Source organism: Thioalkalivibrio sp. AKL8, assembly GCF_000380525.1.
Taxonomy (GTDB): Bacteria; Pseudomonadota; Gammaproteobacteria; order Ectothiorhodospirales; family Ectothiorhodospiraceae; genus Thioalkalivibrio; species Thioalkalivibrio versutus.
Window position 1 is genome coordinate 194,964 of the sequence record NZ_AQYF01000008.1, and the last position, 13,951, is coordinate 208,914.

Below are 13,951 nucleotides of genomic sequence, written 5' to 3' on the forward strand. Positions count from 1 at the left end.
GCCGCGGCACTCGCACTGACGTATCCCCCGTGCAAACTTGGGTCTCCCCCTCCACCCTTCCACAGCAACAGCCCCGGCTGTGGCCTATAGATCTAGCAACGTCATCGACTGGAGAGGGGCCATGGGCATCGTGAACGAGTTCAAGCAGTTTGTGGCGCGCGGCAACGTGGTCGACATGGCCGTGGGGGTCATCATCGGGCTGGCGTTCGGCCAGATCGTGTCATCACTGGTATCCGATGTAGTGATGCCACCCATCGGCCTGCTGATCGGCGGGGTCGACTTTGGAGAACTCGCGATCGTGCTGCGCGAGGCGGAGAACGGCGTGGCGGCGGTCACGATCAATTACGGACTGTTCATCAAGCGCGTGGTGGACTTCCTGATTATCGCCGTGGTGGTATTCGCCGCCATCAAGGGGATCGCCCGCCTGCAGCGCAAGGAAGAGGCCAAAGCGGAGGAACCCGCGGCGCCCAGCAACGAAGAGAAACTGTTGACGGAGATCCGCGACCTGTTGAAGGTGCGGCAAGGTGACTGAGGGACACGCTGAGGAACCGGTACGGCCAGACGGCGTCTCAGCAAGGGCATCGAACAGGGAGACGAGTTTGGACAACGCCATCGAAGTGGAAGGCCTGGTGCGCGACTTTGGCGGTACGCGGGCCGTGGACGGCGTGGATCTGCGGGTGCCGGCCGGCCACGTGCTGGGCCTGCTGGGGCCCAACGGCGCCGGCAAGACAACCGTAGTGCGTATGCTCGCCACTCTGCTGACGCCCACCGCCGGGGTCGCCCGTGTAGGCGGCTTCGATGTGGCTCGCGACGGCGCTCGGGTGCGCGAGATCATCGGCCTGACCGGCCAGTACGCCTCGGTGGACGAGAAGCTGACCGGACGGGAGAACCTGATCCTGATCGGCCGCCTGCTGGGCCTGAAACGCCGTGACGCCAGGGCCCGCGCTGACGAGTTGTTGCAGGATTTCGACCTGCGCGAGGCCGGTCAGCGCCCGGCCCAGACCTACTCCGGCGGGATGCGGCGCCGGCTGGATCTGGCCGCCAGCCTGGTCGGGCGCCCGCGCATCCTGTTCCTCGACGAGCCCTCCACTGGCCTCGACCCGCGGGCCCGCCGCGACCTGTGGGAGCGTGTCCGCCAACTGCAGACTGACGGCACAACCGTGCTGCTGACCACCCAGTACCTGGAGGAAGCCGACGCCTTGGCCGATGCCATCGTAGTACTGGACCACGGACGCGTGATCGCCGAAGGCACCGCCGCACAGCTGAAGGCCCGGGTCGGCGGACGCTCGCTGTTCCTGATGGTGGCCCGCGCGGAACAGGCCGCGGCGGCCGGCGAGCGGGTCGCCGCGATGGTGGGCACCCCGCCCCGTGTGGAGGGCGAAACGATCAGCGTACCGGTGTCGGACCCGGCCCTGCTGCCCGCGTTGCTGCGAGAGCTGGACGCCGCCGGCATCGAGGTCGCGGAGCTGGGGCTGCGCGGCGCCAGTCTGGATGATGTGTTCCTGTCCCTGACCGGGCGCAGCGGGGCCTGCCGCGAAGAGTCGGGCAACGCGGAGGACACGCCATGAAGGCCCTCGATCAGACCCTGGCGCTCGCCTGGCGCAGCCTGGTGCAGGTGCGGCGCAACCCCTGGGAGCTGGGCGACTACAGCATCCAGCCGATCCTGTTTCTGGTGCTGTTCCTGTTCGTATTCGGCGGGGCAATTGCCGGCTCGCCAGAGAACTACCTGGCGTTCGTGCTGCCAGGCGTGATCGTAATGAACATGCTGTTCGTCACCGTGTACGTGGGCCACGGCCTGAACACCGACCTGACCCGCGGCGTGTTCGACCGCTTTCGCGCCCTGCCCATCCCGCGCTGGGCGCCGCTGGCCGGGCGCATCCTGGCGGACGTGGTCAAGCAGCTGCTGTGCATTGCCCTGTTGCTGGTCGTCGGATTCCTGCTGGGCTTTCGGCTCGAGACTTCGTGGGCGCATCTACTGGCGATGGTGGCGCTGGTGCTGACCTTTGCCGTGGCCTTTTCCTGGGTGATGGTGCTGGTCGGCGTCATCGCACGCGACCCGGAACACGTGCAGCTGTTCGGCTTTACCGCGCTGTTCCCGGTCACCTTCGTGAGCTCGGCCTTCGTGCCGGTGGATACGATGCCACCGTGGCTGCAGGGCTTCGTGCAGGCCAACCCGGTGTCGCTGCTGGCCGACGCGGCGCGCGCACTGATGAATGCCGATGGTCCGGCCCTTGAGCCGGCACTTTGGTCGCTGGCCTGGGCACTGGGCATCGTGCTGGTGTTCGCGCCGCTGTCGGTCTACGCACTCAACCGCCGCCTAGCGCGCGGTTAGCGGCCGACAAGCGCGGTCAGAACAGTTCGATTTCCCCGGTCCTGATCGTGGGCGTCTGAATCGCGCCTTCGGCAACCAGGCGGTCGAACAAACAGACCTGGTTCTTGCCGTTTGCCTTGGCGTAGTACAGGGCCTGATCGGCTTCGTCCAGCACCACGCTGGCGGTCTTGTAGGGGCGCAACTGGGTCACGCCGATACTGGTCGTAACCCGGCCGACCCGCGGCAATGTGCAGGCGGCGACCGCGTGTTTCAGGCGTTCGAAGGCTGCGGCCGCCCTGTCGGCACCGGCAACCTCGGCCAGCACCACGAACTCCTCGCCGCCAAAGCGATAGACCAAGTCATTGTCGCGGAAACTCTGTTGCAGCAGCCGCGCGAGAAGAATCAACACCTCGTCGCCGTAGACGTGGCCGAAGCCGTCATTGACCTTCTTGAAGTCGTCGATGTCGATCACGCCCAGCCAGATCTGAGTCTCCTCGGGATCGGCCTCCTAGCGGCGGTCCTCCGCCAGGCCCGGCCGGTGGACGCTGCGCTCCAGTGTCGCAAGGTCGCGAAAATTGTCGTCGAAGGTCTTGCGGTTCAGCAGGCCGGTGAGCTCATCGGTCTGGGCGTCATCAATCAGCTTGACGAAGTTGCGATACACCGAAAGGAAACTCTTGACCAGGCGTGCATCCAGTGACGCGTCAGCGCCATCGCCATCGCCATCGAATGAAAACACCAGGCAGATACTGAACTCGTTGAGCCCGGACATCGGAAAGACCGAGACCCGGCGGCCGGACACGTCGGCCTCCGAAACCGGCTGACCGGTCGCCAACGCCTGCTCCAGCAACCCGGCGGGCACAGGCTGATCCTCGGGATCGAACGGCACCGTCATCACGGCATCGTGCTTGCGATCAAAGGTATGCAGGCTCCGGGGCTGGCCTTCTGCATCAAGCTGAATCGCCCAGATGAGGGCACTCTCGTAGATGTCGTCCAGCGTCTTGAGCAGGCTGTACTCCAGACGCCGGGCATTGCGGATCCCCGTCAGGTGGGCCAGTCCGTCAAGCAGATCACGACTGCTGGGCATTGCGTTGATCCCGTGGATTCGGTGAGGGCCGTGGGCGCCCCGGTTCGATCGTCCGGGGCGCCCACGGTGCGAAATCACTTCGCGCCAATGCCGTTTGGCAGCACGCGAGGCTGGGACACCGCCCCGCCCGCAAGGTTTCCCGCCGGAGCAACTCCCGAATCTCGCGCAGCATGGTATTCGAAAAGCACGGGGCCGAGTGGAGGGCGTCACTCGAGGCCGATAGAGGAGGGACCGATGATCAGGGAGACCGGGTCACGGATGCCCCGTGCGCCCGACGCCCCCCGGACAGGTTCGCAGCGGTTTTCCACTCCGCTGCCGGCAAAAAAGTCGTCGCCTCCCTGCGACGACAAGAACGGGCCCGTGTGAGGGCCGACGGGAACTCAGTAGACGGGGACCAGTGCGTAGCCCTGGTTCTGGTAGCCCATGACGGCGATGAACCCACTGCGGACCGGCTGGATCGCGTCCAGCACCTTGTCGTTGTCCACCCCGTAGGCGCGGGTCGCGGCGGCGCAGACCTCCATCTTCACGCCCAGCTCATCGAGGCGGTCGACAGCCTTCGCGATCTCTTCCAGGGTGTCGCCGTGGTCGATAGCGATCTCCGGCTCGGGATCCGTGGTGATGAACTTGACGGCCTCGGCGATGAAGACCATGCGCAGATCGGGCTCCACACCCTCCTTGATCAGGTTCTCGTGGTTGGTGGCGATGCCACGCAAATAGGCGAGCATCACGTTCGGGTCGGACTTGCGCATGTCGTAGACCGCTCGCATGGTCTCGATGCCCTGGGTCGCCTCGCGGTTGTCCAGGCCCTCGGCGGCGGCCGTCGAACCCAGCCCGAGCGGCAGCAGCAGGGCCACAAGCAGGATCACTATTCGGTTTCGCATGGATACTCCTCCTTTCGTGGTTTAGGTCCGGGTGTCTCGTCCCCGGACTCGGAGCCTGAATCACTCGGACTCAGTAGATGGGGATGACCGCGTAGCCCTGCGCCTGATAGCCGGTCAGGGAGACGAAGGTGTTGCGCACCGGTTCGATGCCGGGCAGCAGCTCGCCAGCGTCCACGCCGAACAGCCGCGTGGCCACGGAGCAGGATTCCATGCGCACGCCCTTCTCCCGCAAGGCGGCAATGTGCTCCTCGATCGCGTCCAGGTGATCGAACTCGGTCAGTTCGAAGCGCTCGCGGTCCTCGCTGATCATGGTCACGGCCTGGCCACGAAAGGCAAGGATCATGTCCGGCTCCACGCCTTGGTCGGTCAGGTCTTCATGCGTCTCGCGAATCACCATCAGGTACAGCGCCAGCATCTCCGGGTCCGTGTTGTTCAGGTCGAAGACGACACGACCCTGCTCGACGCCCTCCAGGGCGCGAGCGTCGGTTGGGGCATCGGCCTGGACACCCAGGGCGGTCAGGGAAAGGGCCAGCAGCAGGAACACGGAAGCAACGATCTTCATCAGGGGAATCTCCTTCGATGATTGAAAGCGGGGGTCACGGTCGATCCGCCGGAGTCATGGCGATGGCCCGCCAGGCAGCCTCCTGCGTCTCGGCCAGGTAGTGCGCCAGCGGTTGCTCCAGGACACCGTCGAGGTGCAGGTGCAGCAGGCGGATCGCGCCGCCGAACGCGGCGGTAGCGGCTACCGGAACCTCCATCGGTCGTACCTCGCCACGCTCGATGCCCTGCTCGATGCACTCGCGCATGCGCTGGAACGGCTGCGAGGAACACACCGGCGGCTCGTCCGGAAGGAACTCGCGGTGGCGCGCCTCCAGCACGAAGCGCAGGGTCTGAGGGGCCTCGATCGCGGCCTGGAACAGGAACGCGATGATCCCGTCACAGCGCGCACGGCAGTCACTCTCGCGCCCCATCACCTCGGCCAGGCCGGCGTCCATGCGTTGCAGCAGGTCGTCGTACAGCGCCTTGGCCAGCGCCTCCTTGTTGCCGAAGTGGTGATAGATCGAGCCGATGGAGACCCCGGCCTGGCGACGGATGTCATGGATGGAGGTATTGAAATAGCCATCACGACTGAACCGCTCCAGGGCAGTATCCAGCACGAGCTTGCGCAGCGCGGCACCGCGCACTGATTGCTTCGGGTTTTCCGTCATCACCACAACCGAACCGAACGTTCGTTCTAATTTAGCGCGAATATCTGGTGAATGCCATATGCAAGCCGATATGGGGTGAGAAAAAGGCTTTGCGAGCTTGTCGACCGAGCCCAATGCCGCCGGTCCCGCCCAGGGATATACCACCGGACCCTGAGTCGACCCTGGGTCCGGTGGTTTCGGATGGAGATTGCTTCGCTGCGCTCGCAATGACCAGGTCACCGCACCCGGATTCCGGTTCAGAAGTCCTCGAACTCCATGGTGCGGAAGACGCGGCCGGCGTTCTGGCGGTGCAGTTCACCGTAGGTGTCCAGGTGGCGGTAGGCGGACTGGTCGATGTTGTAGGCATCGTTCAGCGTGCCGCCCTCGTCGAGGATGCGCTGGACCTCCTCGCGCAGATGCACGAGGTAGTCGTGGGTGTAGCGGCGCAGCACGTCGAAGTCATTCACCGGCTCGCCGTGGCCCGGGATGATGTAGTCGGCATCCAGGGCCTCCAGTTCATGCCAGGTCTCGATCCAGCCGGCGGTATCGGTGTAATCGAAGATCGGGAGCATGCGCTGGTGAAAGGCCAGGTCGCCGGTAATCAGCGCCTTGCGCTCGGGCGCCCAGATGGCGATATCGCCCGGGGCATGGCCCGGTCCGAGGTAGCGGATCTGGATGGTCTCGCCGCCCATGTCCAGGTCGAGGCGCGTGGCGAAGGTCACATCCGGCGTACCCAGCTCGGTCATGAACGCCTTGTCACGGGTGCGGTTGGGCGCACCCTCCAGGCTGGCCTGGCCGTTGGCCTCGATCTCGCGCCAGGCATCCTTGTGCGCGATCACCGTGGCGCCCTGCTCCTGCCAGTAGGTCATGCCGAGCATGGCATGGCCCTGGGCGTTCTCCAGCACCACGTATTTCACTGGCTGGTCGGTAAGCTTCCGGATCTCCTCGTGCAGTGATTTAGCCAGCAGGTAGTTGTCGCCGGCGTTCATCACCACCACGCCGTCCTCGGTGATGATGAACGACAGGTTGTTGTTGTGGCCGGAGTTCTCGTAGGTGGAGGGCTGGGTCGCGCCAATCGCCGACCACACGCCATCGGTCACCTCCTGCGGCCGGTCATAAAGGAACGAGTCGCGCGCCTTGTCCAGCACGTACAGTGGCAGGCCCGCGTCCTGCCACTCGAAGAAGCCGCCGGGGTAGTTCTGCACGTTGGTGTAGCCCATCTGCTGCAGGGTCTGCGCGGCGGCCACGCTGCGCAGGTTCTGGCCGCAATAGACGACGATCGGGGTGTCCTTGTCCGGGATCTCGCCGGGCACCTCGAACTCGATCCAGCCACGCGGGATATTGAGCGTCTCGCTGGACCGGATCTGCCCGCCGGTGTGCTCGATCTCGGTGCGGGTGCGCACGTCGATCACGACATGGTCCGGCTCGCTGGCGATCCACTCCTGCAGGCCCTCCTTGTCGATGTTGGTGATCTCGGCGTTGGCGGCCTCCAGCAGCGTGTCGCCCGTCAGTTCTTCGGCCTGCGCGGTACTACCTACCGCGGCAAGGGCCAGTCCCAGCCAGATCGCTCGCATCGTGATTCTCCTTTTGGCGTCCATCCCTCCACCATAGCCCCCTGTTCCGCCGCCGGCCAGGCCTCCGCTTGAGCCACCCCGTACAGTGTCTATATTCAGGGTAAAGGCACACGGCCCAGCAGCCGAAGGAACCCCCAATGAGCAATCACATGGCGGATGTCACCATCCACATCGACGAAAACACCGACCACGCGGCCCGCGAGCGCATCCAGGACACCCTGCGTGAACTCCCCGGCGTCATGGCCGCCTCCAGTCACGACGAACGGCCCCACCTGATGGTGGTGGAGTACGATCCGGAACGGGTCGACAGCCGCAAGCTGCTGGACACGGTAACCGCGACCGGTGTCCACGCCGAACTGATCGGCCTGTAACGTAACCTGCCGGGCGCCACGGGCTATTTGTAGCCCGTGGCGCCCGGCTGAGCGGCTCAAGAGGCATGCCGAAACGGGACAACCCGCAATCGGTCTGTCACCATATTATCCATGGGGAAATGGGCCAGTATCCAGCACGACGACACGCACTGCGCTGACGGGGGAAACCATCGCGGCGCCCGGGCCGTTCGGCCGGATACCTGGCAGGTTCTTCTGGGCATTGGCCTCCTGCTGACCGCAACCTATGTCGCCCTGCCCTATGGCCTGCTGGCCAGCAGTCTCTACGTGCTGGGCACCACAAGCGCTGCCCTCGCTGTCGGCATCGCCGCACTGCGCCGGCCGAGGCCATTCGCCGCGACCGCCTGGGGCCTGATCGCCACCGTACTGACGCTGGCGGCCATCGGCCACGGCATCTGGTACTGGCTCGATCTGCAGGGCCTGGAACCCTTCCCCTCAGCCGCGGATATCTTCTACCTGTCGGTATACCCGCTGTTCGCCATCGCGCTGTGGCAACTGGGAAGCCAGACCGCACGCGACGACGGCGCGTTTGTGGATGCCCTGATCGTGGGCATTTCGGCCGCGGTGCTCGGGTGGGCCCTGCTGATCGCACCCTACACCTACGACCCCGACCTGACCTGGCTGCAACTGCTGGTATCCACGGGCTATCCGGTCGCGGACCTGATCCTGCTGCCCCTGGTCCTGCGCCTGGTGTTCCTCCACCGAACCGGCATCACGGCCCACAGTTTCCTCCTCCTGGGGATGCTCGCCTATCTGACGGCCGACCTGCTCTACGCCCACGGCAACTCCACCGGCTGGTACACCGCGGGCGGACTGACCGATGCCTTCTGGTTGATTGCCTATTCCCTGATCGTGGCGGCGGCATGGCATCCTTCCGCGAAGACCGAACCGCGCGCACACATCTCGCACGCCGAGCTCTCCGGCCGGCGTCTGCTCGTGCTGGGCGCCGCGTCCGTCCTGGTGCCGATGGTGATCCTGTTCACGGCGGGCAGCGAGATGGAGATCATTCGCGTTGCGGCGATCGCCTCCATCCTGCTGTTCCTGCTGGTGTTGTACCGCATGGCTGGATTGCTGCGCGAGACCCAGCACCAGGCCAAGCGCCTGGAGAACCTCTCGCGTACCGACCCGCTGACCGGGGCCGGCAATCGTCGCCACCTGGAAGAACAGTTAACCCGCGAGATCGCCCGCGCCGAACGCACCCAGGGCCCGCTCAACCTCGCATTCCTGGATATTGACCACTTCAAGCGCTTCAACGATTCCCACGGCCATGCAGCCGGCGATGCCCTGCTGCAGGAAATGGTGGATGCCTGGCGTCCCATCCTGCGGCCCACGGACCTGCTGGCACGTTTTGGCGGCGAGGAATTCGTGGTGGTGTTCCCGCACATTGATGCGCAGCAGGCCCGCCGCGTGCTGGAACGCCTGCGCACCGCGATGCCCAACGGCCAGACCTGCTCGGCCGGGATCGCCAGCTTCCACCCCGGCGACACCATGGACTCGCTGCTGGGACGCGCCGACCAGGCCCTGTACGCCGCGAAGGACGGCGGACGTGACCGCATCATGATCGCCCCCGCCGAACCCATACCCGTTGCAGGCATGCCCGCGTTGTAGGGACCGGAATCCCCGACTGCGAACACAATCCTGACACCCTGCAGGAGATCCGTGGAGCAATATCAAGCTCTCGCGCGTCTATTCCCGAGCCCCTTCACCAAGGTTTCCATGACACACCGTATTCTCGTACGCCTGTTTGCCCTCGCGGCCCTGCTGATGATCCCGTTCGCCGCACTGGCGCAGGAGGCGAACGGCCCGACGGGCGCAGTCGACGCCGCCGCTTCGATCGAGGCCGGCGGGGCCGAGATCCCGGTGGAACGCTATCGCGCCGATGGCGACGCCGTGCTTTTGTGGTTCCCCTCCGAACACGGCCTGCAGGACGGCCATCGACAACAGGCGCTGGCGCTGCAGGCGGCCGGGGTCGAGACCTGGCTGGCCGATCCGTTCACCGGCCACTTCCTGCCCGAGGCGGCATCCAGCTTCGACGACATGCCCACCGCCACGGTGACGGACCTGATCGAGGCAACCCACACCGATACCGGACGACCGGTCTATGCCTTCGGGCATGACCGTGCCCTGCCCTGGCTGCTCACCGGCCTGTACCAGTGGCAACAAGCCCACCCCGAGGCGGACTACCTGGCCGGACTGCTGATGACCAGCCCCTTCCTGCATACCGGCGTGGATACCGATGAGGCCGAACTACAACCCATCGTCCGGCTGACCAATCTGCCGGTGTACATCCTGCAACCGGCCCAGTCGCCCCAGCGCCAGCATCTCGGGCGGATTCGCAGCGGGCTGACCGAGGGCGGCAGTGCAGTGGGGGCGCGCCTGCTTCCCGGGATCCGCGACCGCTTCTTCTTCCGCCCCGATGCGACCGAAGCCGAGCGACTCGCCAGCGAGACCTTCCACCGCGAAATCATCTTCGCCTTGGAACTGCTGACGCGGCTGCCTCATCAACGCACACCCGCCGTGGCCGGACCGGACACGGACCTGGCAGTACGCACCCCAAGCGGCACCGACGCACAGCTCAACGCCCTGGATGAACCCGTGGCGGCCCCGCCGCTGGAGCGGCCCGACCTGGCGGGGGATATCCATCGACTGGAGGACTATCGCGGCGAGGTGGTGCTGATCAATTTCTGGGCCAGCTGGTGCCCGCCCTGCGTGCACGAGATGCCGTCCATGCAACTGCTGGAGGACGAACTGCGCGACGAAGGCTTTCGCATCCTGGCGGTGAACCTGGGCGAGGACGAGGACACCATCCAACGCTTCATCGAGGACGAGGTGCAGACCGAGTTCACCATCCTCCTCGATCCGGAACAGGACTCCCTCGACGACTGGCGCGCGATGGCCTACCCCACCAGCTACGTCGTCGACCGCAAGGGCCGCCTGCGCTACTACCTGTTCGGCGCCATCGAATGGACCGAACCCGGCGTGATCGACCAGATCCGCGACCTGCTGGACGAAGACGCGTAGCGGTCGGGAAAGGGCGCGGCGCCGCGCGGGGCGTGCTAAAGATCCGCCAGGATGGCGCGCAGGCGCTCCTCGTAGGCCGCTTCGGTAATCAGCCCCCGGTCGTGCAAGCGATCCAGCTCTTCCAGTCGCGCCTCGACCGAACGGCCGTCGGAGTCTTCATCGCGTCCCTGATCCGCCTGTTCACCTCCGCGGATCAACTCCACGGCATTCACTTGCGCGAACAGCTCGTCCACGAGCGGCGCCAGCTTCTCTCGGGTCGGCCCGAACTTGTCCATCCGCCCGCTACCGCTGCGGGCATCGTAGGTGGCCTGCCCCGCCAGGCCCTGGGCGTCATAGACGCGAAGATCGGCGTACGAGAGGTACATTGCCAGATCCCACTTCCAGTTCGCGGTGTGTTCCAGGTAATGCGAACACCGTGCAGGGCGGGAACCGGAATAGACGTCCGTGCGGATACCTCGCTGCTCGATCAGTTCGCGCATCTCGGGCTGAAATCCAGCCATGTGGATCTCGGGGTTGTCGAGCACGCAGACCAGGCTGACATCCACCGCATCCAGTGGCTCAATCGACTGGGTGATGGAACATCCGGTGGCCACCAGCGCAATGCCGGCCACCCAAAACGTACGCATTCCTCGCAACACAAACACCTTCCTTCCTCTGGACGCAATCCTGCGCGCACCTGCCCCGCGCAAACGAGCGCGCACCCTACCAGACCTGCACGACTCCCCGAATACCGAGGCGTCCGTACATCATCGGTCACCCCCCGCCTGATGGATCGCGCGCCCCCTCGTGCAGGACCGTGCCGGGTCAGGAAATGCCCACGCGGGCAGGCGTTATTTCGCGCAAGCGCCGCAGTTCGAGACTACGTTCGACGTATGAGAGACGTAGCGGAGACTCCCCCCATGAAAGCACCCTTTAGCGCACGAAAAGTGCGATCGAGCCTGCTCGCAGCGGCGGTCCTGTTCCTGACCGCTCCGGCATTCGCGGAAACGGAGGTCGGCATCACCGCCGACATGGCCGCATTCGACGTGCGCCACGGCAACGAGACCGTGACGGTAGCCCGCGACCAGGACACCTTCGCGACCATCGACCTCGACTACGCACAGATCGCGCGGCCCTGCCCGCCATTCTGCATCCAGCCGATGAGCCTTGGCCGCGGCGTCGAGACCCTGGGCGAACTGGAGTTCATCGACTACCTCCAGCAGACCACGGAGCGCGACGACCTGGTGATCATCGATTCGCGCACCCCGCGCGAATACCGCCGCGGCACCATCCCCGGCGCCGTCAACATCCCCTGGGACCGCCTGCACTTCGCCTCCGGCGCGGACCCGGACGACGTGCGCAACGTGCTGACCGAAGACTTCGGCGCAATCTTCGACGGCGACTTCTACGACTTCAGCCGGGCGAAGACCCTGGTGCTGTTCTGCAACGGCCCCTGGTGCGGCCAGTCACCCACCAACATCCGCACCCTGACCAACCTCGGCTACCCGGCCGAGCGCATCAAGTGGTACCGCGGCGGCATGCAGATGTGGCACGCCTTCGGCCTGACCACGGTCGAGGGCGAGACCAGCGACTAGCCCGCTTGGCGTCCATCTCGTCATTGCGAGCGCTGCGAAGCAATCCGGCGTGTAGGTAACCCCGCGGGCGGCAAGGCCAACCAATAACGGGCGTACAAAGAAACCACCGCCAGTCAGCCGTAGCGGCGCTCCCCATTCGGGTCCGCCGGCGGATCAGAGTCACTGGATTCGTCGGAATCGCCTGCGAGCTCCGATGGAGCTCGCGGAACCATGGTCTGGACATCGACGATCCGTGCGGTCTCATCAAAATGAACCGTCACAATGCGAGCCGTTGCGATAATCTCGGCCTCGTCACGATCGATGCCGAAATGCCGGGCCAACTCCTCGGTCCCGACCGGTTCCGGTGCGCGCCGACGTTCCTTGTTGTGAAAGCGGAACCAGTTGTAACCGGCCCACCCTATGAAGATCGCGCCCGCCGAGACAATCGCGATGGCGTACGTTTGAATTGCCCGCAACGTGCCCATGGGGTCATCCAGGATGTAGCGCTCGAACAACTCCACGCCCAGCGCCCACCCGACCAATGCGATCAGGGGTGTGAACAGGTAGATCCAGATGCCCCATCCAACAAGACTGACCAACTGACTGATATAGCGCTTTCTACTCGGCTCCAGATCCGAGCGGTCGATCATTTTGGGAACACGCGGTCGCAAGTGCTTCATGGGCTCATTCTTCCGGGGGCCGCAGCCCGCGATCCGGGCTGATCCATCGAGCACGCTCTCCGGAACGCTTGAGAAGGGCGCGCGGGACCGCCACGACCGTGGTGACCATGGACAACAGCCAGAACGCCAGTGGATACCAGATCACCCAGAAATAATTGCGGAAAAACCGGCCATCGACCTCGTAGCGACGATCAATCATCAAACTGACGAGGAACTGCATCAGCGCGGTCAGTCCGAGAATTACGCCCGCCCATTGCGGCAGCAGCCCCGGCTGGATCCAGCCTTCCGGAAGCTCGATCACCAGACCCAGAAAGGCCACAAGGATGATGACAAACATGACGTAGGCCCAGACGATACTGACCCCATACTCGAGGGCCACGCCCCATAGCCGCCGCTTGGGCCAATGGAACAGACTGGCGCCGTGGCGGAGCACCGTCTCCACCCCCCCTTGAGCCCAGCGCAGGCGCTGACGCCAAAGTCCTGCCAGAGTCTCCGGCATGTAGATGTAAGACAGCGCATTGGGCTCGTATCGTATGTCCCAGTGGTCGAGCTGGAGCCGCCAGGAGATATCGATGTCCTCGGTGACCATGTCGCTGCTCCAGTACCCGACCCGATCGAGGGCCGTGCGACGAAAACCCGCGATCACGCCCGAGACGGTGAATATGCGCCCGTAGACTCGCTGGGCGCGCTTGATCAGACCGATAGTGGCCGAGAACTCCCCAACCTGAAGCTTGCCCAGCAGGCTGCTGCGATTGACGATGCGCGGGTTACCGGTAACGGCGCCCACTCGGGGACCCGAAGTCAGGTGGAACATCATCCAGGCCACGGCGTTCGGATGCAGCAACGCGTCGCCGTCGATGCAGATCAGAAAGTCGTTCTGCGCCGCCAGTGCCCCGGTCCGCAGGGCAACGGCCTTGCCCTGATTGCTGGCCAGGTGCACCACGCGCAGACGGGGATACTCGTGAGTCAATTGTTCGAGAATCTCGGGGCTTGCATCGCTGCTGCCATCGTTGACGGCGATGATCTCGAAGTCGTGGTACTCGCTCGCATGGGCGTAATGGATCGTGTCGCGAATCACCTCTGCCTCGTTGAAGCAAGGAATGATGATGCTGCACGCAGCCAGACTGCCACTGTCGGGCGGATGATCGGGATCGGCCCCCTTGCGGCGCTCCCAGCGGAGGTAATACCAGACGCCCCCAATGATCCAGACCCAGGCCATGATTAGCGGGTAGAAGAAGGCAAAATTGGTCAGGGCGTTGAAGGTCATGCCG

At 64.9% G+C, this 13,951-nt stretch carries 14 protein-coding genes and 1 pseudogene; 7 read left to right on the forward strand and 8 right to left on the reverse strand.

All coding sequences use genetic code 11. The annotated features are described in order from the left end of the window. Window positions 1–121: 121 nt before the first annotated feature. From mscL to G335_RS0108240, 3 genes are all read left to right on the forward strand, one after another. Window positions 122–532, forward strand: coding sequence for a large-conductance mechanosensitive channel protein MscL (mscL, locus tag G335_RS0108230; RefSeq protein ID WP_018169333.1), 411 nt, complete (start codon window positions 122–124; stop codon window positions 530–532). 67 nt (window positions 533–599) lie between these two features. After that, window positions 600–1,568, forward strand: a complete 969-nt coding sequence (locus G335_RS0108235) for a daunorubicin resistance protein DrrA family ABC transporter ATP-binding protein (protein WP_018169332.1) — start codon at window positions 600–602, stop codon at window positions 1,566–1,568. Then, the gene (locus tag G335_RS0108240; RefSeq protein ID WP_018146186.1) at window positions 1,565–2,332 is read left to right on the forward strand and encodes an ABC transporter permease; all 768 of its coding nucleotides are present in this window, start codon (window positions 1,565–1,567) and stop codon (window positions 2,330–2,332) included. The genes G335_RS0108235 and G335_RS0108240 overlap by 4 nt, the downstream gene beginning before the upstream one ends. Before the next feature lie 16 nt (window positions 2,333–2,348). Here G335_RS0108240 and G335_RS13540 read toward each other — a convergent pair. From G335_RS13540 to G335_RS0108265, 5 genes and pseudogenes are all read right to left on the reverse strand, one after another. Beyond that, window positions 2,349–3,395: pseudogene (locus G335_RS13540) on the reverse strand (diguanylate cyclase). A 380-nt stretch (window positions 3,396–3,775) separates the two neighbouring features. Further along, complete coding sequence (locus G335_RS0108250; protein WP_026304795.1) at window positions 3,776–4,276, reverse strand: DsrE family protein; 501 nt, start codon at window positions 4,274–4,276, stop codon at window positions 3,776–3,778. A gap of 70 nt (window positions 4,277–4,346) precedes the next feature. Next, window positions 4,347–4,838, reverse strand: a complete 492-nt coding sequence (locus G335_RS0108255; RefSeq protein ID WP_018176442.1) for a DsrE family protein — start codon at window positions 4,836–4,838, stop codon at window positions 4,347–4,349. 34 nt (window positions 4,839–4,872) lie between these two features. Continuing rightward, a complete protein-coding gene (locus tag G335_RS0108260) occupies window positions 4,873–5,484 on the reverse strand; it encodes a TetR/AcrR family transcriptional regulator (RefSeq protein WP_018176443.1) in 612 nt (203 codons plus the stop codon). 236 nt (window positions 5,485–5,720) lie between these two features. After that, window positions 5,721–7,037 carry a rhodanese-like domain-containing protein gene (locus tag G335_RS0108265; RefSeq protein WP_018176444.1) on the reverse strand — a complete coding sequence of 439 codons (1,317 nt, stop codon included), beginning with the start codon at window positions 7,035–7,037 and terminating at the stop codon, window positions 5,721–5,723. 137 nt (window positions 7,038–7,174) lie between these two features. On the opposite strand from G335_RS0108265, the gene G335_RS0108270 reads away from it, so the two are divergent. The 3 genes from G335_RS0108270 to G335_RS0108280 all read left to right on the forward strand — a co-directional run bounded on the left by G335_RS0108270 (window position 7,175) and on the right by G335_RS0108280 (window position 10,447). Next, a complete protein-coding gene (locus G335_RS0108270) occupies window positions 7,175–7,408 on the forward strand; it encodes a hypothetical protein (RefSeq protein WP_018146192.1) in 234 nt (77 codons plus the stop codon). A gap of 111 nt (window positions 7,409–7,519) precedes the next feature. Then, complete coding sequence (locus G335_RS0108275) at window positions 7,520–9,034, forward strand: GGDEF domain-containing protein (RefSeq protein ID WP_018167869.1); 1,515 nt, start codon at window positions 7,520–7,522, stop codon at window positions 9,032–9,034. Between the two features lie 108 nt (window positions 9,035–9,142). Next, window positions 9,143–10,447: a TlpA disulfide reductase family protein gene (locus G335_RS0108280; RefSeq protein ID WP_018167870.1), complete on the forward strand. Its 1,305-nt coding sequence runs from the start codon at window positions 9,143–9,145 to the stop codon at window positions 10,445–10,447. Window positions 10,448–10,482: 35 nt separating this feature from the next. On the opposite strand, the gene G335_RS0108285 is transcribed toward G335_RS0108280, so the two are convergent. Then, window positions 10,483–11,073: an Sbal_3080 family lipoprotein gene (locus G335_RS0108285; RefSeq protein WP_018167871.1), complete on the reverse strand. Its 591-nt coding sequence runs from the start codon at window positions 11,071–11,073 to the stop codon at window positions 10,483–10,485. Between the two features lie 273 nt (window positions 11,074–11,346). Here G335_RS0108285 and G335_RS0108290 point away from each other — a divergent pair, with 273 nt between their 5' ends. After that, window positions 11,347–12,021 carry a rhodanese-like domain-containing protein gene (locus G335_RS0108290; protein WP_026304796.1) on the forward strand — a complete coding sequence of 225 codons (675 nt, stop codon included), beginning with the start codon at window positions 11,347–11,349 and terminating at the stop codon, window positions 12,019–12,021. Between the two features lie 113 nt (window positions 12,022–12,134). Here G335_RS0108290 and pgaD read toward each other — a convergent pair whose 3' ends face one another. Together pgaD and pgaC are read right to left on the reverse strand one after the other, a co-directional pair. Continuing rightward, a complete protein-coding gene (gene pgaD / locus G335_RS0108295) occupies window positions 12,135–12,650 on the reverse strand; it encodes a poly-beta-1,6-N-acetyl-D-glucosamine biosynthesis protein PgaD (protein WP_018167873.1) in 516 nt (171 codons plus the stop codon). A 34-nt stretch (window positions 12,651–12,684) separates the two neighbouring features. Continuing rightward, a complete protein-coding gene (gene pgaC / locus G335_RS0108300; RefSeq protein WP_018167874.1) occupies window positions 12,685–13,947 on the reverse strand; it encodes a poly-beta-1,6-N-acetyl-D-glucosamine synthase in 1,263 nt (420 codons plus the stop codon). Window positions 13,948–13,951: the final 4 nt, after the last annotated feature.

Excerpts from the sequence above, each read along its gene's own strand:
- mscL (WP_018169333.1), top strand. The coding sequence starts at position 122 with ATGGGCATCGTGAACGAGTTCAAGCAGTTTGTGGCGCGCGGCAACGTG.
- G335_RS0108240 (WP_018146186.1), top strand. The coding sequence starts at position 1,565 with ATGAAGGCCCTCGATCAGACCCTGGCGCTCGCCTGGCGCAGCCTGGTG.
- G335_RS0108250 (WP_026304795.1), bottom strand. The coding sequence starts at position 4,276 with ATGCGAAACCGAATAGTGATCCTGCTTGTGGCCCTGCTGCTGCCGCTC.
- G335_RS0108255 (WP_018176442.1), bottom strand. The coding sequence starts at position 4,838 with ATGAAGATCGTTGCTTCCGTGTTCCTGCTGCTGGCCCTTTCCCTGACC.
- G335_RS0108260 (WP_018176443.1), bottom strand. The coding sequence starts at position 5,484 with ATGACGGAAAACCCGAAGCAATCAGTGCGCGGTGCCGCGCTGCGCAAG.
- G335_RS0108265 (WP_018176444.1), bottom strand. The coding sequence starts at position 7,037 with ATGCGAGCGATCTGGCTGGGACTGGCCCTTGCCGCGGTAGGTAGTACC.
- G335_RS0108270 (WP_018146192.1), top strand. The coding sequence starts at position 7,175 with ATGAGCAATCACATGGCGGATGTCACCATCCACATCGACGAAAACACC.
- G335_RS0108275 (WP_018167869.1), top strand. The coding sequence starts at position 7,520 with ATGGGGAAATGGGCCAGTATCCAGCACGACGACACGCACTGCGCTGAC.
- G335_RS0108280 (WP_018167870.1), top strand. The coding sequence starts at position 9,143 with ATGACACACCGTATTCTCGTACGCCTGTTTGCCCTCGCGGCCCTGCTG.
- G335_RS0108285 (WP_018167871.1), bottom strand. The coding sequence starts at position 11,073 with ATGCGTACGTTTTGGGTGGCCGGCATTGCGCTGGTGGCCACCGGATGT.
- G335_RS0108290 (WP_026304796.1), top strand. The coding sequence starts at position 11,347 with ATGAAAGCACCCTTTAGCGCACGAAAAGTGCGATCGAGCCTGCTCGCA.
- pgaD (WP_018167873.1), bottom strand. The coding sequence starts at position 12,650 with ATGATCGACCGCTCGGATCTGGAGCCGAGTAGAAAGCGCTATATCAGT.
- pgaC (WP_018167874.1), bottom strand. The coding sequence starts at position 13,947 with ATGACCTTCAACGCCCTGACCAATTTTGCCTTCTTCTACCCGCTAATC.